Below are 19,446 nucleotides of genomic sequence, written 5' to 3'. Positions count from 1 at the left end.
GTTTAGGCGATCGCTCCTTTAAGTTTTATCATGGTATTCTTTGCACAAAACCTGTAAATTCGTAGCTCCATGTAGTCTATTCTTGATTTGGGGGAAAGCTATCGCGCAAATATGCTAAATTTTCACGCGCAGTAACAGTATTAGGGTGATTTGCGCCTAACCCTAGCTCACAAATATCTAAAGCTTGGATGTAAAGGGGTTCTGCTTCGCTGTATCTGCCTTGAGAGTTGTAGAGTGCTGCTAGGTTGTTGAGGCTAGTGGCGACATCTGGATGTTCTTTATCCAGCAGCTTGCGCCTGAGTGCTAAAGCTTGGATGTAAAGGGGTTCGGCTTCGCTGTATCTGCCTTGCAAGAAGTAGAGAGAAGCTAGGTTGTTGAGGCTAGTGGCGACATCTGGATGTTCTTTATCCAGCAGCTTGCGCGTGAGTGCTAAAGCTTGGATGTAAAGGGGTTCGGCTTTGCTGTATCTGCCTTGGGAGTAGTAGAGATAAGCTAGGTTGTTGAGGCTAGTGGCGACAGATGGATGTTCTTCACCCAGCAGCTTGCGCCTGAGTGCTAAAGCTTGGATGTAAAGGGGTTCGGCTTCGCTGTATCTGCCTTGGGATTCGTAGAGTCCTGCTAGGTTGTTGAGGCTAGTAGCGACATCTGGATGTTCTTCACTCAGCAGCTTGCGCCAGAGTGCTAAAGCTTGGATGTAAAGGGGTTCGGCTTCGCTGTATCTGCCTTGGGATTTGTAGAGTGCTGCTAGGTTGTTGAGGCTAGTAACGACAGATGGATGTTCTTCTGCCAGCAGCTTGCGCGTGAGTGCTAAAGCTTGGATCTAAAGGGGTTCGGCTTCGCTGTATCTGCCTTGCAAGAAGTAGAGAGAAGCTAGGTTGTTGAGGCTAAGTGCGATAGATGGATGTTCTTCTGCCAGCAGCTTGCGGTAGAGTGCTAAAGCTTGAATTAAAAGGGGTTCGGCTTCGCTGTATCTGCCTTGGGATTCGTAGAGTAACGCTAGGTTGTTGAGGCTAGTGGCGACATCTGGATGTTCTTCACCCAAACGTTTTTTGGTAACTTCTAAAGACTGCTTATACCAAGGTAAAGCCTGATCATATAACCCCTGATCATTGTAGAATCCAGCATTAGCGATGAATGGCCAAATTAAATCTTCATCACTGATGTGTTGAATCAGATTATGCGCTATTTCAGCAATGTGAGGTATGGCAGGGGAAACGGTAGTGATTTTCTCAACGGTGAGGTCATCAGGAATTTCTTTGGCGACAACTACCATTACTCGACAAAGCGATCGCTTAAATTCCTCTGCCTGTTCTAAAGCTGTAAGCTTATATTGGAAAAACTCCCTTAGCAGTGGATGTAGTTGATAAATTCCCTTACCTTTGCGCTGAAGTAAATGCAAATTCAACAACTTATCATCTTTAATTTGCTCTATTTCTTCCTCGTCTTCCTCTGGTAAACACTGTTCCACCAACTTCCAGGGTATGGGTGCGGCGGCAAATAAACTCAATAAACAACCCAATTGTTTATCGTCGTCCTCTAATTCTTGCCAACTCAACTCAAAGGCTGCTAACACACCTCGTTGTGCTGTCATGTCGGCTTCCGACTTAGATTTAGAGAGGGAACGCTCATCTAACCGCTTGTTCTCCAACCGCCGCAACATCTCAGCTAGAGATAAATCCTCTTTCCGCGCCAGATAGCGCCCCACTAATTCCACACCCAAAGGTAAATATCCCAGCCATTCACACAACTGATTTGCTAAAGCTAATTCTCGCTCAATTCGCTCTGGTGTTTCTTTGAGCAAAGACCTTAATAACTCCAGCGCCGCGTCTGGTTGCAGCACATCCAAAGATAACTGTGCGATGCGTCCCAACTTCTGGCGCGTAGTCATTAGCACTTTAAACCGAGAAGATGACGACGGTAGATAAGGCTTTACTTGCTCGTAGTCGCTGACATCATCCAACACTAGCAGCACCTCACCCTCACGCCAACGTTGCCAACAGTATTGCACTTGGGCGAGTATATCAAAATCTTCTCGCGGGTTTAAATCAAGCTGCGTTCTGGCAAACTGCACAACTTGAATGCCCACATCCCCAGTTTTTGCCAGCAACCAGCAAAGCCCACCGTTGTATGTTTCGCGTTGCTGGATGGCATATTGCAACGCCAATTCTGTTTTACCAACTCCACCCATGCCAGCGATCGCAGCAATGGCTACTTGTTTATTATCCTGCAAAAGTTGGTGGAGGTTTTGCAATTCTTTCTCACGCCCGACAAACTCCAGTACCCCACTCAGGGGCAAATTTTGCGGTATTCCAGTAGGAGGATTTAACTTTGCCCGTTCCCCTTCAGGCGACTGTAGTCAGAAGTTTAAGGTGTTACCAGAAATGGTATTAGTTCCACCTTTAATATTTATCCCCTGCCAATTTTCAATAATAGTGTTCGTAAGTTGAGGTTGTGCCTCATTGGCTACAGCTTCCACAGCTTGAGCAATTTCAGGATCTTTCTTCGCAGCTTCCTCTACTTGCTGCCCAATAAGATAAGCTTGACCATAATCTAAAGGTTGTGTTTTAGCCTGTTCGATAACCTTCGCCGTGCTAGGTTCCTTGCGTTTCAACAAAACTAACAACTTTTCGCCTTCGTCCCAAGCCTTTCCGCCGATGATTTCACCAGTTTTTTCAAAAGCCTTGGTGATGACCAAGGTTGCGATCGCAGCTGCTGTCAGTGATACTGGCTCCATAAGTTTGCCAAAATACACGAGATTTTACTTATGGTTCTCAGTCTACAGTCTCTAAATAGTTAATGGAGAGCAAATAGCAGAAAAAATTATCAAGAATACAGCCAGCCAGGGCGAAGGTCATTGCCTGCGCGGACTAAGGTTTGAAACCTACGGAGGTGGGTAAAGCCTCGGTATAGTTGAGGTTTATAATCGCTCTTTTAAGATTATTCATTTTTTTGATTTCCTGATTTAAATCTAATTTCATAAAGTCCTAACAAACCCGCTGCTAATAGCAAAGGTAAGAAATAGTAGACTCCCCGATAAGCCAGCACTGAACTCAAAATTGCTGCACCAGAAACTTTTGAGGAGAGAATTAGCAAAATTATAGTTTCAAATACTCCCAAACCACCCGGAACATTACTAACCACACCTGCAAACATCGCTAGTAAATAAATTCCTAAAAAGTCTAGATAAGACAAAGGTGTATTACTAGGAAGTAAAGCATAAAGAACTGCTGCCGCAAGAATCCAGTCAAAACTAGAAATGGCGATTTGAGCTAGGGATATTTTCAAAGAAGGAAATCGAAACTCTTGTCCCCGAATTATTAATGGTTGTTTAATAACAATACTGCCTAACAAATAAACAGCGACCAATAGCAGAAAAATCACGCCGATGGGACGCACCGTGGCAAAAGGTAAATGTAGTTGAGTGGGAATTTGGAGGGGGTTGATGATAAACAACAAACCTGCAACGGCAAACATCCCCAACCAAAAAGTAAAATTTGCGAAAGCAATTACTTGAGCGATCGCTAATTTCGATACTCCCCAACTTGAGTAAAATCGATAACGGATAGCACTGCCAGTCAGCAAAGCAAAACCTATGGTATTACTAAATGCAGAGCTAATAAAGTTAGTGAAAGCAATCTTGTTCCAAGCCAGAGAACGATTAATGTAGCTAAAACCTAAGATATCGTACCCGATCATCACCAGATAGCCCAAGGCTGTCAGCCAAATTGCCCAGCTTAAGCGACTTTTGGGAATAGCAGCTAGAGAATTGAGGATATCACGATAATTATACTCACGCAATTCGTTAGCGATCGCCCACAGGGAAAGCACTAGCAGCAACAAGCCAAACAGCGTGCTGAATTTGAGTTGCAACTTTTTAACCATTTTAAAAGTCCTGAGTGCTAAGTAAAGAAACTTATCCTAACTGTTGACTTTTAACTTCCTAGCAGTCGCAAAGTTTCCATCAAGTTGACACAGCATTGACATATCATTTGCATAAGCTTTTTAAGACAAACACCAGCTACCAGAGTTGTTTTTCTAGTGACAACTAATAAATGATAAATGAATTACAAACAATCTAAAATTCTCTTGCTAGTTTCAGTATTAACTCTACTTGGCTGTAATTCCTGTCAAGGTGTAACAGCTAAACTACCACAACAGCAGGATTTACAAACAACGCCTTCCCTTTTTCCAACCCAACCCAATACTAACGATTTAGCTACTCCTCTAACTTACAAGATTGAAACCTACGATAGTCAGGTAATGGGTGCAAGTCGCACTTACGGTGTTTCTTTACCTCCTGGCTATAAGCAAAACCTAAAACAAAGCTATCCTGTAATCTTTCTCCTCCACGGTGGACATGGTTATCCCACTGATTGGTTTATTCAGAGCAAGGGACAAGCTCTCAAGACTATAGAACAACTTTATACGATAGGTAAGTTGCCACCCAGCATCATTATCACACCAGATGGCTACGACAAACGTGGCTCTAGTGCCTACCGAGATCCCGCATATATCGATGGCCCTAACGGTAAAATCTCCACAGCCGTGGGGGATGAGTTAGTAAAAGTTGTGCAAAGTCGTTATCGTACACTAACCAATCCAGATTTTTGGGCAATAGGTGGTTTATCTTCTGGTGGTTGGGGTGCAGTTAATGTGGGATTACACAACCTGGATCATTTCTCGATCTTATTTAGTCATAGTGGTTATTTTCAGGATAAAAGCGGCCCGATAAATAGCCCAATATCTTATATCAAAAGCATACCTACACCAGATCAAAAAAGGTTGCGAATCTACCTAGATTCTGGTAGATCAGATATTGAAGAAATCCACGAAGCCGAACGATTTACTAAAGTCCTAAACAATCTCAAAATTTATAATTCGTTTCGTCAATTTCCTGGCAGGCACACTTGGCAATACTGGAGGGAACATTTAGCCGATTCATTGACATTTGTAGGTGAGCAATTTCGACTTGCTAAAATAGCACATAGGGCTGATTTTTTAGGTTTTAATCAGCATAAAAATACTCAAAATCATTAGCAATTACCAGTGCAATACTGCTCGGTTAAGCCTAAAAAATAACTCCAATGTAGGTTGGGTTGAGGAACGTAGCAAGATCCCGAAGGGTAACCCAACATTTTCATGGCTTTGGGGGGAACCGGAATCAAAGTCCCCTTTTTTAAGGGTAATTTAGGAGGATCTAGAACGTTTTGATCCTGACAATAGGACTTTTAAAACATCCTCTTATAATGGAGGTAATTTTTTTAACACTCAAATAAAATGAAGATTTCTAAATTTTTAATTAGTTTAATAGGAGCGATCGCACTCCTGACTACGGCTGGTTATTATTATGTATTCATCTTAGGTGCGCCCCAACTAGACCCACCCCAAAAACACGCAAATACTGGGCTAAAGTTTCAATTGGCAACCTTCAACTCCCAAGCGATGGGTGCAGTCCGCAACTACGGTGTGATTTTGCCCCCTGGCTATAACAAAAATCAGCAAAAGCGCTACCCCGTGATCTTCTTGCTACACGGTGGTCATGATGATGCCCGTGCTTACGCTGATAAATATGCAGTCCTAGACATACTGCATGAACTTTATCAAAGTGGAAAATTACCGCCATCGATTGTGATTACACCTGATGGTAATGATAATCGAGGTTCCAATCCTTTGTATGATCCTGATTATTTTGATGGGTCAAATGGCAAAGTGGGGACTTTGATTGGAGCAGAATTAGTACAAGTTGTCAAGTCCCGCTACCGCACTTTAGAAAAACCCCAGTTTTGGGCACTGGGAGGTCTGTCTTCTGGGGGATGGGGAGCTTTTAATATCGGGTTACGCAATCTCAACAACTTCCACATTCTGTTTAGCCATAGCGGTTACTTTACCGATAATAGCGGTTCACAAAATAGTCCCCAACAAATCGTGCAAGAGCTACCAGTTCAAGATAGAAAGCAATTACGTGTTTACCTGGATGCGGGTCTGAACGATACTAATTTGCTGGCTTCTACCAAAGCCTTCAACGAAACCTTAAATAAATTAGGCATTGCTCATGTATTCTATGCATTTCCTGGAGGTCATGGTTTATCGGGTGCAAATGTAGGCTGGAACTACTTCCACAAGCATCTTAAAGATTCGCTCTCATATGTAGGTGAACAGTTTAAAAAAGTTAAGAGTTAGAAGTTAAAATTTTAAAACTCAGGTTCTAGCGCTCCTCTTGTGCTACGGTATTAAGATTAAGCTGTTATGGAAAAAATTCCAAATATAGGACTATGATTTGATTGCGTGAAAAAACTCCGTACAACTCGAAAAGCCTGATTCCCTACTCCCCACTCCCCGGCTACCTAGATAATTTCAGAAATCAAATATGATTCCTATATTAAAATTCAATCAGTATAAGTAACACAGTCGATAAAACTGGTTTATTTATTATTTTAGTCCATAAAGAGAGTGTAGAGCCAAAACTCCTAACTTATAACTTATAACTTATAACTCCTAATTAAGACTTTTAGACTAATGACCAATAATTTAAAAACTCAGATTGGACTTTGGAGTGCAGCTTTCCTTACAGGTTTAGTCGGAGTAGTAAATTTGTTATCAGCAGTGACACCTAACCTATATGGGCGAAATCACTGGTTGAAAGAATTCTTACCATTTGATATCCGGGCTGGTGGTCATATATTTGCAGCCCTTACTGGATTTGTTTTACTAGCACTTGCTACTAATTTATTACGTCGAAAAAGAATAGCCTGGTTACTTACCATTGGTTTACTAGTGATTTCCATTTTCAGCCACTTGCTGAAGGGATTGGACTATGAAGAAAGTCTACTCTCTGGAGTTTTGCTGGTACAATTAATCTTGATGCGCCATCTTTTCACGGCGCAATCAGATCGTCCTTCCATTGCACGGGGAGTTCGAGCGCTGATAGGCGCTTTATTATTTACCCTGGCATACGGAACTATTGGATTTTACTTGTTAGACGGCAAGTTTTCAGAGAATTTTAATTGGCGTGAAGCGATAGTTCAGACTTTAGCAATGTTCTTCACCGAGGATAATTGGGGATTGCAACCAAAGGGCCGATTTGGAGAATTTTTTGCTAATTCCATCTATATTATTGCCGCAGTTACTATTACATATGCAATATTAATGCTGTTGCAACCTGTGTTTTGGCGGAATCTAGCAACTCCAAAGGAACGGCAAAAGGCAAAAGAAATTGTCGAGCAATACGGCCGTTCTTCTTTAGCAGCGTTAACCCTATTAAATGATAAAAGTTATTATTTCAGTCCTTCGGGTAATAGTGTAATTGCTTATGTTCCCAAAGGACGGGGTGCGATCGCTCTAGGAGATCCCATAGGCCCGATTGAAGACCGCAAAGAGACAATTATTGCTTTCCAGCAGTTTTGCCAGCGTAACGATTGGTATCCTGGCTTTTACCAAACTTTGCCCGATGATGTTCAGCTTTACAAGTCATTGGGGTTTAAAGTACTCAAGATTGGCGAAGAAGCGATCGTTGACTTAAAAAGTTTTACATTACAAGGTAAAGCCGGTAAAAACTTTAGACCATCAATCAGCCGTTTAACTAAGCTAGGATATCAAATCGACTTTTACCAAGCACCCATCACCGATGCTTTGTTGCACCGACTCAAACCTGTGAGTGATGAATGGCTAAAAATGGTACACGGTTCGGAAAAACACTTTTCTTTGGGTTGGTTTGACGAAGCTTACCTGCGAGAGTGCGAAATTGCTGTAATGCATAATCCCGAAGGTCAGATCAGCGCCTTTGCCAACATTGTCCGGGAGTACCAACTCAACGAAGCGACTATTGACATGATGCGACACCGCCCGTCCATCGAAAATGGCACAATGGACTTTCTATTTATTTCCCTACTCCAACATTTTAAAGAGTGTGGCTATGACAGCTTTAATTTCGGTCTTTCTGCCTTTGCGGGAGTTGGAGACAACCCAGAATCACGCCGCTTAGAGAAAGTATTGCACTATCTTTACGAGCATTTGAATCGCTTCTACAATTTCAAAGGACTCCACGCTTACAAAGACAAGTTCCGCCCCGGTTGGGAACCACGTTATTTGGTTTATCCCAGTTTAGCCGCCTTACCCGATGTAGTTGTGGCATTGATTCGTGCAGATTCAGGCGATCGCCTCTTTGATTATTTCAAACCCGGAGCCTAAATGTAGACTCAAAAAATTCGGAATGATTTTGACCGAATTGCTTTGCATGAGCAAGAAGGTTGGAATCACAACAGTCACTATCACAATGAATCATTAGAAACTTATCTCAGTTGGGGATTCAGACCCCAACTGAGGTAAAACATAAGAGTCTTCTGCCTCCTGCCTTTTTCAACGCTACAATTAGACAAAAAATTAACGGCAGCGATGCGATTTTGTTAGATCAGACGTTAATTCTCAGTTACATAGCCAGATTCTCAATAAATCTAGCTATTTTACTGCGATGCCTGTAGCGGACTATGCCTACGCACTATTAAACCGCTGATTTATACCCCCAATTTTTAGCACCTAAGAAAAAATCTCACTGCTCCGGAAATTAATTTGCCTTAAGATTAGTAGTTCTCTATTCTCTGGTAGCGTCCAGGTTGATTTCTGCCACTAATTGTTTGTAGCTCGATAATCTCTTTACCACCTCGAATAACAACACCGAACTGGCTATAAGGTGTAGAGGTTCCATCCTCAAAAGTTTGAGTACCCTTAAGTTCAAAACTACAATCCGTCGCAACTTTGTAAGTGGCAGTAATTGTGTAGGCTTTGATAACTCCATCAATACTGCTAATGCCTTTGCCTTGATGGTTGCCATTGCCATCAAATTTAGCTGTTCTGACTGCCGTGTAATCTACAGTTCCGTTTTTAGTTTTTCGAGAACCTATATCCTGCAATCCATAGGCACCTTTTATAGTTGCGTTATTACAACTATTGCTGACGTTATCAGCCATAACCGGACGAACACAAAGAGTGCTTTGAAGTAAACCTACTACTGATACAGTGATTAATGCTTTAAGCGCAAGATTTTGACAAACTTTCATGATAGATATCCTGTGTAATAAAAGGTTAGCAAAGAACTGGTAGGGTTAGAATTGAAACACAAAAAATTTGGGTCAAATACAAGATTTTTTGACCTAATTAAGATGCGTTTATCCTGTGGATAAAAAGGGTTTTATTTCCTTTAGCCAGGGTGATGAAAGAGCGTTAAGCAGCTTTAAGTTTCACCACTTGGTAGCTAGCTGAATTGAAAAACTCAACCTGGAAGCGGTTTTGAAAATTACCAAAGCTACCGACTATATATGTCGAAGTTAAAACTTTGATATTTAATTGCAATTTAGCTCAAAACTGACTTTTAAATAATATACATAAATCAGAAATTCCTTTAATAAAGTTTTGATGAAGAATGTCAGGAGACCAAAAACTCTTACGCTCATTTTGGGAAAAAGACAAACAACCAGACTTTTGTCTAATTGGTGTGAGATCAATGAGCCTGTCATTTGCTGTCATTTAACTTTTTATTTGCCTTTAGTTAGTTATGAAACGTGTCTGAGTTAATAAAAAATCAGTTGTATATCACTTGGCAAAGTTAATTTTATTACCTGATATGGCAATAGATTTACTAATAATCTTTAAGAAAATGACGCAGAAATCAACTTCAATGAGACAATCTGACCTAATCTTCTCAACCCAAAGGAAGACATGAACGATCGCACAAAGGCTCTCCAGGCTCTCGCGGCTGAACGTTGGCGGGTATCCCTGATTCTCAGTGGAGCCATGATTTTTATTTACTTTGCCTTTATCCTATTAATCGCCTTCAATAAGCCCCTGCTGGGGTCATTAGTAGTTCCTGGTCTCAGCCTGGGAATTTTACTGGGGGCGCTGGTAATTGTCTCAGCATGGGTATTAATTTTTATCTACGTGCGTTGGGCAAATAGCAGTTACGACGACCAAATCGCCAGGCTGACACGCAAGTGAATTAGCTATTAGTAATTTCTAGTCCCAAATCCAAAATACTAAACCAAAAAAGCATGAATAGTGTGTGGTTCGATCTGCCACTAGCGGCGGATATTACCAGTCTTGGTAAGTTTAACCCGTTAGCGATCGCTTTCTTCTTTCTGTTTGTTGCAAGTTCTTTAGGCATTACCTATTGGGCGGCAAAACTTACCAAAAATACGGCACAGTTCTATACAGCTGGCGGTAAGATCAGCGGTTTCCAAAATGGGCTGGCCTTAGCAGGAGACTTCATGAGTGCAGCTAGCTTTTTAGGTATCGCTGGGCTGGTGGCACTCAACGGCTTTGACGGCTTAATTTATTCTATCGGCTTTTTGGTGGGCTGGCCGATTGTCATGTTCCTAATTGCAGAACCACTACGTAACTTAGGTAAATACACCTTTGCTGATGTAGTGGCTTATCGCTTGCAGCAAAAACCTGTACGAATTGCATCTGCGATCGGAACGCTGGTAGTGATTAGTTTTTACTTAATTGCCCAGATGGTAGGTGCTGGTGAGCTAATCAAACTATTGTTTGGCTTTGATTATGAATTAGCTGTGGTCATCGTCGGTTGCGTGATGATGGCTTACGTGATTTTTGGCGGGATGATTGCCACCACTTGGGTACAAATTATCAAAGCAATTCTATTGCTCGGCGGAACTGTCTTACTAGCTATCTTGGTACTGGCACGATTCGGCTTGAATCCGATCGCTCTTTTCGCCGCTGCATCTGAGAAATATGCAGGTGTGTTAGCTCCGGGCAAACTGGTTTCTAACCCCTTGGATGCTATCTCCTTGGGGATGTCGTTGATGTTCGGCACTGCTGGACTACCCCACATCCTAATGCGTTTCTACACAGTACCCGACGCCAAAGCAGCGCGGCTCTCTGTTACTTATGCCACAGCTATTATTGGCGTTTTTTATCTCCTTACTTTTATCCTGGGCTTTGGAGCGATGGTGTTAGTAGGTAAAGATGCCATTGAGAAAATTGGTACTGGTGGTAACATGGCTGCGCCGATGTTGGCAGAATTTCTCGGTGGTGATGCTTTCTTAGGCTTTATTGCTGCTGTTTCTTTTGCAACTATTTTGGCAGTTGTCGCTGGGTTGACACTCTCAGGTGCAGCTGCACTGTCTCATGATTTGTGGGTGAACGTGGTGCGATCAGGTCATGCTGACGAGTCAGAACAGCTGAAGGTGGCTCGCGGTGCAACAATGGTTTTTGGGTTAGTGGCGATACTCTTGGGTATTTTGTTTAAAGGGCAAAATGTGGCTTATATGGTAGGTTTAGCATTTGCGATCGCTGCTAGTGCAAACTTCCCAGCGTTGCTCTTATCAATGCTTTGGCGACGCTTCACTACCAACGGTGCGGTTGCAAGTATGTTAGTAGGTACTATCTCCTCTTTAGTGCTGATTTATTTGTCACCTACTATTCAAGTAACAATTCTCAAGCACGCTTCTGCACCCTTTCCACTGAAAAATCCTGGATTAATCAGTATCCCCCTGGCGTTTATTGTGGCGATTGTCGTTTCATTATTGAGTACTGAACAGCAGGCACTAGAAAAATTTGCGGAAGTTGAGGATCGCATCCACATTGGTTCTGGGATGTGATTTTGTGAACGCACAAACAAGTGTAAACTTAAGCCCCAGCGAATGGAATTCGCGCGCCAGTTGCTCATGGGGAGCCACACCTCCGTGGGCTAAGAGAAAATTAAGGTTTTTTAACCCACGGAGGTGGGTAAAGCCTCGTCTAGACGTGGTTTCTAACCGCCCTTTTGCCTACCGTCCAAGTTCTTTGATGTTATTCGTCACTTGTTGATATAAGTCGTTGTTACCTTGACTTTGAAAAATGCTTGCTGCTTGTTCCAAGTCCTTAAGCGCTCCCTCTTTGTCTCCATTGGTAGCGCGGGCATTTCCCCGGTTATTGTAAGCTGGGGCAAAGTTAGGATTGAGGCGAATGGCTTGATTGTAATCTGCGAGCGCCCCCTGTGGATCTCCATTGGCAGCACGGGCATTTCCCCGGTTATTATAAGCGATCGCATATTTGGGGTTGAGGAAAATCGCTTGGTCAAGATCATCTAGTGCCCCTTTTTTGTCTCCATTGGTGGCGCGTGCGTTCCCCCGGTTATTGTAGGCTTCAGCATAGTTGGGATTCAGGCGAATCGCTTCACTGTAATCTTTAACTGCTTCTGTGTTATTTCCTAGTGAGGCGCGAGCATTCCCCAGGTTATTGTAGGCTTCGGCGTCGTTGGGATTGATCCGCAGCGCTTGATTGTAATCTGCGATCGCTTTTTCCTTGTCTCCCAAATCAAAGTAGGCTAATCCCCGGCCGTTGTAGGCAGCGCCATATTCAGAATTTTGATTAATTGCCTTACCATAGGAAGCGATCGCAGCTTGCAAGTCGCCGTTGAGATGCTGATTCTTTCCCTGAAGATAGAATTCCCCACCAATGGAAGTTGTAGCTGAACTACGGCTAGGTGGACTAACTCCTATTTCTGTTACCAATAGATTGTCATTCTTACTGCAAGAAACACTGCTAATTGCCGTCAATGTAGTAAAAATAGCTACGGTAAATAAAGTATTTACCCTTGTTCGCTTTTGCCTAAATAAACGCCGTCTCATAAGTTAATATAAACTGCCATAACGCCTGAACGAAATTACTACCAAAATCTAGATTTTAATTCTTTAACTCAATAATTATTCTAACTTTCGATAGACCTTTAAAGTTAATTGACAAATTCCCCTGATATTTTATATATTTATTTAATAGTTATCTGTAACATTAATTATAAATTTTAAAGTATAAAACTTCTCATTTTTGCCCTTTTCTGTTGTCATTTTTATACTTTTTATACCATTGAAAAAACCTCTGCAACACATGAATAGGCTGTAGAAGCGTACATTTGTACGTCCCTACCTATGTATCTGTATTAAGTATTTAGTGAAATGACATTAGAAATGGATTGTTGAACCGTATCAAGTATTTAGTGAAATGACATTAGAAATGGATTGTTGAACCGTAAACCACTGTTTATTATGTTTCTTAGAGGATGTCTGAGAAGTATCAAATATTTGTTGATCCCCCCTAACCCCCCTTAAAAAAGGGGGAATAAGAGTCTCAAAGTCCCCCTTTTTAAGGGGGATTTAGGGGGATCTCCAAGGGTTAGGTGTATAAAAAAACTTTTCAGACATCCTCTTAGGATACTTCCTTCAAAAAATATTTGAAATATTAAGATTTCTTTTAAACCATAACTTTATAGGAATCCTAAATAATTTATGAACTTTCCTGTTTCCCCTGTTGGCGGTTGGATAATTTTCATAACTCAAATAGGATTGCTATATAAATTCTGGCATTTATAACCATGTGAACAATTTACTCATCCTCAGTTTCACTCTCTTGAGTTTTGGAAGTTAGCCGCCAAGAGGTCGTTTTGTCAATATCTACAGACAGATGTTGCAGATTTTGCCCTAAATCTTTTTGGAGTTTCTGAGTTAGTGTGATCGGAAAATCTAAATTAATATCTTGAGTTTGTGCTAGCCTTGCCAATTCTGTAAAAGTAGCTTTGACTGTAGTGCGCTCATAACTAGTCAGCTTGTAATCAGAAGTTTCCGATATATTCTGAGCCTGCATGGCTTTTTTTATGCGTTCTTGCAAATGCTCAAATTCTGAATTCAACAACTTCCATTGCTGCTCAAGTTGTGAGTATCTGGTACTTAGTGATATTAAGTCTTCTGTTGCGGGGTCTGGGCTGCCTTGGGCTTGTAATCCTAACAGATTTAAGTGGATTTGAGCAAGATAAATGCAGTCTAGGTAAGCATACTCTATTTGTTCTTCAGTCAGGGGACGTTTTCCCCAATTGCTTTCTTGTTCTTGTTTATCGATATTGTTAAAGCTACAAAGTGCAGTAGCTATGGTCTTGAGTTGGTAGTTAGGTAATGGCAAAAGATAGTAGGGAATTTTTTTTGCCATTTCCAAAGTACAAGTAATATTTTTGGCTTTCTTATTACCGAGAAGCTTTAGATCATAACTTGCGTTGTGAAAAACTTTTTCAATTGCAGAATTTATCATAATTTCTTCAATAAATTCAGCTATAATATTAGGCTGATCTAGGACATCTAAAAGGTAAACGCGATCGCCACTCATATCTTGAGCATTATCTAATACCTGAATCAGCGATAGTCGGGGATTACGACTTTTATAGTCAGCTACTTCTGTATCTATCCACAGCGTTTTAGCGTCGGTATATTTAGCAACAATGGCACGAATTTCGCGGGCGGAACTAAGGTACGGCATTGGCCAATATTTCCTGATATTTAGGGCATTGTAAGCAAGCCATAGTTTTATAAAGTAACATTTTGTTGGTAGAATATTGCCAAAACGCTGAAGTTTTAAATTGCCGCAGCTACGCCCATCATAGACATCGCCAAACTGACTCAAATCTGATAACATCGAGTCACCAGTGTAAGGCTGCATAGTCTACCCTCAAAAAAAGCTCCTTAGCATCTACGTTAAATTGACACAGAGCCACAGACTGTATGCAGAGCTATAGTGGTTAGCAGCCGTCAGGAAAATTGAATTGGCGCTTTTCAAAACTGGCTGCAAAATCTTAGTCTCAAGAAATCGTCCAAGTTTCAGTTTTCAGTAACCTGAGTACTTGCTTGGGCAGTTTTGCTACTTCAGCTTTAATTGCTTTTTAACATCTGCTCCTCACCATGACACACACCTCAATTAATCGCTTCCAGTACTCAATTCGGAGATAGATAATGAAAAAGCTAATTTTATTACTAGTTAGTAGCATTTTGGTAGTTGGTACTTTTGGCTGCCAAGAGGCTTCTAAAACTGGTTCGGAAACTCCTAGTACTACTAATGAAGCCGCTCAAGCACCAGCAAAACCAGCTTCCCAGACAACTCAAACTGCGGATAAAACTACTCCTAAAGCTCCAGGAAAAGAAACGACTCCTTCAGTAGCTAGCACAAACACTAAAGTTAAAACCGATTCTTCAAAAACGGCAGCAACAAAAGCTAAGAGCGACTTGAAAACTGAAGTTAGCACAAAGTTGAACAAAGGCTTACCAGGCAATAAGTTACAAGTTGAAAACAAGGAGGGTGAAATTATCCTCAAAGGCACAGCAGCTTCTCAAGAAGAACTCAACAAAGCTGAAACCTTGGCTAAGGAAGTTCAAGGTGTGAAGACGGTGAAGGTAGAAGCAAAAGTTGAAGCTGGCAAAAAGCCATAAAAGAATAACTGAAGCTCTCAGTTAACATCGCCATGAAAGCGAAACAGGGACTAACACAAATGAAAGTCCCTGTTTTTATTTGCTCAAATAAGGGTAAGGAATAGACAGTTGACACCATTCTAGTAACTGATAGCGATCGCTTTGGCAACGCCAACTTGTTGAATCAGTTTATCGTCTTTCCAGTTAGTTATCTAAAATAAGACTATAATCAGTTGGTTTTCTCTGAGAGGATGTTTTAAAAGTGGTGTCTAATGTATCAAAAACTTTAGCTCCTCCTAAATCCTCCGATAAATTGCAGGACTTTGAGAAGGTTATTCCCCCCTTTTTAAGGCTTGATCGGGGGGATATTGATACAACCGTAGACTTTTCTAACATCCTCTGAACCAGGATTATCCTTACCCCCTCTGCGTCTCTCTTACCTCTGTGGTTCAATAATCCCTAATTCTCCCCCCTACCCTCTTGCGAATTTTTAATTAGTTGATACACTTGTTCTTCATTAGCCCAGTGAACCAGCGCCTATGGTGCATATCAAGCGCGTGGAACTTACAAACTTCAAATCCTTCGGTGGCACTACCTCAGTCCCTTTGCTACCGGGGTGTACTGTCATATCTGGGCCAAATGGTTCGGGTAAATCGAATATTTTAGATGCACTGCTATTTTGCCTGGGACTCTCCAGTTCTAAGGGAATGCGAGCCGAGCGCCTCCCGGATTTGGTAAATAACACCCAAACGTCTAAAGGACGCGCTTCTATTGAAGCTAGCGTCACTGTGACGTTTGATTTGTCGGGGGAGGATATCTCACCCAAAGGCAAAAAGGCGCAGAGTGAGGAAGCAGGGGGAGCAGAGGAAGTAGAGGAAGCAGAGAAAGAAAATCCAAAATCCAAAATCCAAAATCCAAAATTGGGAGAGTGGAGTGTTACTAGAAGGCTGCGAGTCACTCACCAAGGAACTTACACGTCGAATTACTATATCAATGGTGAAGCTTGTACGCTGACGGAGTTGCATGGGGAACTAAGTAACCTGCGGGTTTATCCCGAAGGCTACAACGTGGTACTGCAAGGGGATGTCACCAGCATTATCTCGATGAATGCGCGTGAACGGCGGGAAATTATTGATGAATTGGCTGGGGTGGCGGCGTTCGATCGCAAAATTATCCAAGCGAAATCAACTTTAGATGAGGTGAAGGAAAAAGAAGATAGCTGTCGGATTATTGAGACGGAATTAACTGCACAGCGCGATCGCCTTTCCCAAGATCGGGCTAAAGCTGAGAAATATCAAAAGCTTCGCACGGAATTTCTGGCTAAACAATCCTGGGAAGCTGTTTTATCATGGCGATCGCTACAAGCACAACAAGAAAAGTTAGTTAACGAAATTCAAACAGGCGATCGCAATTCTAGTGAACTCACTACCCAACTCACAAACCTAAATTCCGAAATCGTCCAAAAAACTGCTGAACTTGAACAACTCAATGCCCATGTCAAAGCATTGGGAGAAGATGAACTTTTGGCAGTACAATCTACCCTCGCCACCCAAGAAGCAGAACGTAAACAACTCCAGCGTCAGCTAACAGAATTAGAAACAGCTTCCCAAGAAACTGCTAAACGTCTAGCTCAAACTCAGCAAGAGATTCAAAAATACCGTCTTTCCTTAGAAGAAATTGCCGAAACACAGGTTGTAGAGACGCGATATATCGCGTCTCTACAGCAGCAAAGGGATGAGGCACAGCAAGCGCTACAAACTTCCCGCGAAGCAGCCGCAGAAATCGCCTCGGCTTCGGAAGCGTGGGTGCAGCAACAAACGGCATTTAACCGTCAAATTGAAACTCTGCTGCAAACTCTGGAACCACAACGCACGGAACAAGCACAACTCAGGGAACGCAATAATCAGTTACAGCAACTGATTTTTGAGCAAACTCAGTTAATTGAACGCGACGAACCCCAATTAGCCCAAAAACAAGCTGAGTGTAATCGAGTTGAAACGGAATTTAACGCCTCTAGCGAACCCATCCAAAATTTAGCCGAAAATCTCTCAGCCACAGAACAAGAATTGCAAATCCAACAGGAAACCCAAAAGCGGTTACTTTCTGAACAACGGGAAAAACAACGCCAGTTGGATAAAATAGAGGCGCAAGCGCAGGCACAGCAAGAAGTCCAAGGAACCCAAGCTAGTAAAGTCATTTTACAATCGGGAATGCCTGGACTTTGTGGCTTAGTTGTGCAGTTAGGAAAGGTGGAACCCCGCCATCAGCTAGCGTTGGAAATGGCTGCTGGTGGACGCTTGGGACATATTGTGGTGGAAGATGATGGTGTAGCCGCAGCAGGTATTGAACTGCTCAAACAGAAACGTGCAGGGAGAGCGACTTTTTTACCACTGAATAAAATTCACGCTCCCAAATTTACTCAAGATGCAACGCTGCGTTTCGCTAACGGCTTCGTTAATTATGCTGTTAACTTAGTTGATTGCGATCGCCGTTATAAAGATGTATTTAGCTATGTTTTCGGTAACACGGTGGTATTTGCTAACCTTGAGGCAGCGCGGAAAAACTTAGGGCTATATCGCATCGTCACCTTAGACGGGGAATTGTTAGAAACCAGCGGTGCAATGACTGGTGGTAGTAACACCCAGCGTTCAGCGTTGCGCTTTGGCAATGCGGAAGCGGCGGAATCTGATGAAGCGATCACTTTCAGAAGTCGTTTGGTGGACATTGAGCGAATTTTAGAGCGTTGTACTGAAGCGATCGCAACTTTGTCAACCAAAACAAAAAAACTCACCCAGGAACTCACAGAAGCGCGTCAAGCGCGGCGCGAACAGCAGTTGCAATTGGAACAGTTGCACAAAGATATTAAGAGTTTAACAGCGCAATTACAGGGGACGCGATCGCAACTCTCACAAAACAACGAAAAGTTAGGCACTGCTCAATCTCGATTGGAAGTTTTAGAGCGGGAATTACCGGGACAAGAAAATCATCTGCAACAATTGCGACACGATTTAGCGGAGTTGGAAGCTTCACAAACGCCCAGCGAATGGCAACAAATCCAGGCAACAACTAAAATTCAAGAGCAACAATTGCAACAAGGGGAGGGAGCCTTACGGGAAGCTGAACAAAAATTAAAAAATTTGGAAAATCAGCAACAACGTTTGCAAGAGAAAATCCAAGAAGGAGAGACGCGAATTGCAGAATATGAAACCCAACAAATATCATCTAGAGACGCCATATATCGCGTTTCTACGCAAATTACAGCGATAGTTGAGCAAATCGCCGAAACCCGCGCCACGCTCAGTCAAATGGAACAGAATTTGGGAGAAGAGAAACAAAAACGCGATGCTACAGAACAGGAAGTGCGATCGCAGCTTTTGCGGCAACAACAATTGCAATGGGAAATCCAAAAACTCCAAGAAACCCAAGAGAAGCGGCGGGAGGAATTAGTTGCTTTGCAAAGTCAGTTGCGGGATGTGGGAGCAGAATTGCCAAATCCCTTGCCGGAAGTTCCAGATCAGGTAGACTTGGAAGAATTGCAGAAAGAATTGCGATCGCTTACCAAACGCTTACAGGCAATGGAACCTGTGAATATGCTGGCGTTGGAAGAATACGAACGCACTCAAAATCGCCTCCAGGAACTGACGCAAAAATTAGAGACACTAGAAGGGGAACGTACCGAATTACTTTTGCGGATTGAAAACTTTACCACATTGCGGCAACTTGCCTTTAAAGAAGCTTTCGATGCTGTCAATGAAAACTTTCAATCGATTTTCGCCATCCTGTCAGACGGTGACGGCTACCTGCAACTCGAAAATCCTGAAGATCCCTTTAGCAGTGGACTAAATTTAGTCGCGCACCCCAAAGGTAAACCCGTACAACGCCTAGCTTCCATGTCTGGGGGAGAAAAATCACTCACAGCCTTGAGCTTTATCTTTGCCCTGCAACGCTATCGCCCATCCCCGTTTTACGCTTTTGACGAAGTAGATATGTTTTTAGATGGGGCAAACGTAGAACGATTAGCTAGAATGATTAAGCAACAATCACAACAAGCGCAATTTATAGTTGTGAGTTTGCGTCGTCCGATGATAGAATCAGCCGAACGCACAATTGGCGTTACTCAAGCACGAGGAGCTTACACTCAAGTTTTGGGGATTAAGTTACAATCATCCAATACATCTGCTTGAGTTTTTGTTAATAATAGTGTATAGATAAACCGGATTCGAGATCAGGA

At 42.3% G+C, this 19,446-nt stretch carries 12 protein-coding genes and 1 pseudogene; 7 read left to right on the top strand and 6 right to left on the bottom strand.

Translation table 11 applies throughout. The features are described 5' to 3' along the window. Nucleotides 1–76: 76 nt before the first annotated feature. From V7K85_RS18435 to V7K85_RS18425, 3 genes and pseudogenes are all read right to left on the bottom strand, one after another. Nucleotides 77–2,296, bottom strand: a pseudogene (locus V7K85_RS18435) (tetratricopeptide repeat protein). A gap of 60 nt (nt 2,297–2,356) precedes the next feature. Continuing rightward, entirely contained in the window at nt 2,357–2,734 is a 378-nt protein-coding gene (locus tag V7K85_RS18430) for a hypothetical protein (protein WP_334815268.1), read from the bottom strand. A 203-nt stretch (nt 2,735–2,937) separates the two neighbouring features. Further along, entirely contained in the window at nt 2,938–3,882 is a 945-nt protein-coding gene (locus V7K85_RS18425; protein WP_334815266.1) for a lysylphosphatidylglycerol synthase domain-containing protein, read from the bottom strand. A 177-nt stretch (nt 3,883–4,059) separates the two neighbouring features. On the opposite strand from V7K85_RS18425, the gene V7K85_RS18420 reads away from it, so the two are divergent. The 3 genes from V7K85_RS18420 (at nt 4,060) to V7K85_RS18410 (ending at nt 8,187) form a co-directional block, all read left to right on the top strand. Further along, nucleotides 4,060–5,037: an alpha/beta hydrolase gene (locus V7K85_RS18420; RefSeq protein WP_334815264.1), complete on the top strand. Its 978-nt coding sequence runs from the start codon at nt 4,060–4,062 to the stop codon at nt 5,035–5,037. Between the two features lie 240 nt (nt 5,038–5,277). Then, a complete protein-coding gene (locus V7K85_RS18415; protein ID WP_334815262.1) occupies nt 5,278–6,180 on the top strand; it encodes an alpha/beta hydrolase in 903 nt (300 codons plus the stop codon). A 336-nt stretch (nt 6,181–6,516) separates the two neighbouring features. Next, a complete protein-coding gene (locus tag V7K85_RS18410) occupies nt 6,517–8,187 on the top strand; it encodes a phosphatidylglycerol lysyltransferase domain-containing protein (protein WP_334815260.1) in 1,671 nt (556 codons plus the stop codon). Between the two features lie 389 nt (nt 8,188–8,576). On the opposite strand, the gene V7K85_RS18405 is transcribed toward V7K85_RS18410, so the two are convergent. Next, nucleotides 8,577–9,053 carry a hypothetical protein gene (locus V7K85_RS18405; protein ID WP_334815258.1) on the bottom strand — a complete coding sequence of 159 codons (477 nt, stop codon included), beginning with the start codon at nt 9,051–9,053 and terminating at the stop codon, nt 8,577–8,579. A 658-nt stretch (nt 9,054–9,711) separates the two neighbouring features. Between V7K85_RS18405 and V7K85_RS18400 the strand changes: the two genes are divergently transcribed. Together V7K85_RS18400 and V7K85_RS18395 are read left to right on the top strand one after the other, a co-directional pair. After that, nucleotides 9,712–9,987 (top strand): DUF485 domain-containing protein, encoded by a 276-nt coding sequence (locus V7K85_RS18400; protein WP_334815256.1) that lies wholly within the window; start codon nt 9,712–9,714, stop codon nt 9,985–9,987. A gap of 53 nt (nt 9,988–10,040) precedes the next feature. Further along, a complete protein-coding gene (locus tag V7K85_RS18395; RefSeq protein WP_334815254.1) occupies nt 10,041–11,609 on the top strand; it encodes a sodium:solute symporter family transporter in 1,569 nt (522 codons plus the stop codon). A 168-nt stretch (nt 11,610–11,777) separates the two neighbouring features. Here the strand turns inward: V7K85_RS18395 and V7K85_RS18390 are convergent, their stop codons facing one another. Both V7K85_RS18390 and V7K85_RS18385 read right to left on the bottom strand, forming a co-directional pair. Next, on the bottom strand, nt 11,778–12,620 hold the full coding sequence (locus tag V7K85_RS18390; protein ID WP_334815252.1) for a tetratricopeptide repeat protein: 843 nt from the start codon (nt 12,618–12,620) through the stop codon (nt 11,778–11,780). Nucleotides 12,621–13,371: 751 nt separating this feature from the next. After that, a complete protein-coding gene (locus tag V7K85_RS18385; protein ID WP_334815381.1) occupies nt 13,372–14,292 on the bottom strand; it encodes a ribonuclease D in 921 nt (306 codons plus the stop codon). Between the two features lie 470 nt (nt 14,293–14,762). Between V7K85_RS18385 and V7K85_RS18380 the strand changes: the two genes are divergently transcribed. Continuing rightward, nucleotides 14,763–15,236, top strand: a complete 474-nt coding sequence (locus V7K85_RS18380) for a BON domain-containing protein (RefSeq protein WP_334815250.1) — start codon at nt 14,763–14,765, stop codon at nt 15,234–15,236. 518 nt (nt 15,237–15,754) lie between these two features. Beyond that, nucleotides 15,755–19,399, top strand: coding sequence for a chromosome segregation protein SMC (gene smc, locus V7K85_RS18375; RefSeq protein ID WP_334815248.1), 3,645 nt, complete (start codon nt 15,755–15,757; stop codon nt 19,397–19,399). The last annotated feature ends 47 nt before the right edge of the window (nt 19,400–19,446 follow it).

This window comes from Nostoc sp. (assembly GCF_036917615.1).
Lineage (GTDB): Bacteria > Cyanobacteriota > Cyanobacteriia > Cyanobacteriales > Nostocaceae > Nostoc.
Note: the sequence above shows the minus strand (reverse complement) of the source record. Positions and strands in the feature narration are given on the sequence as shown.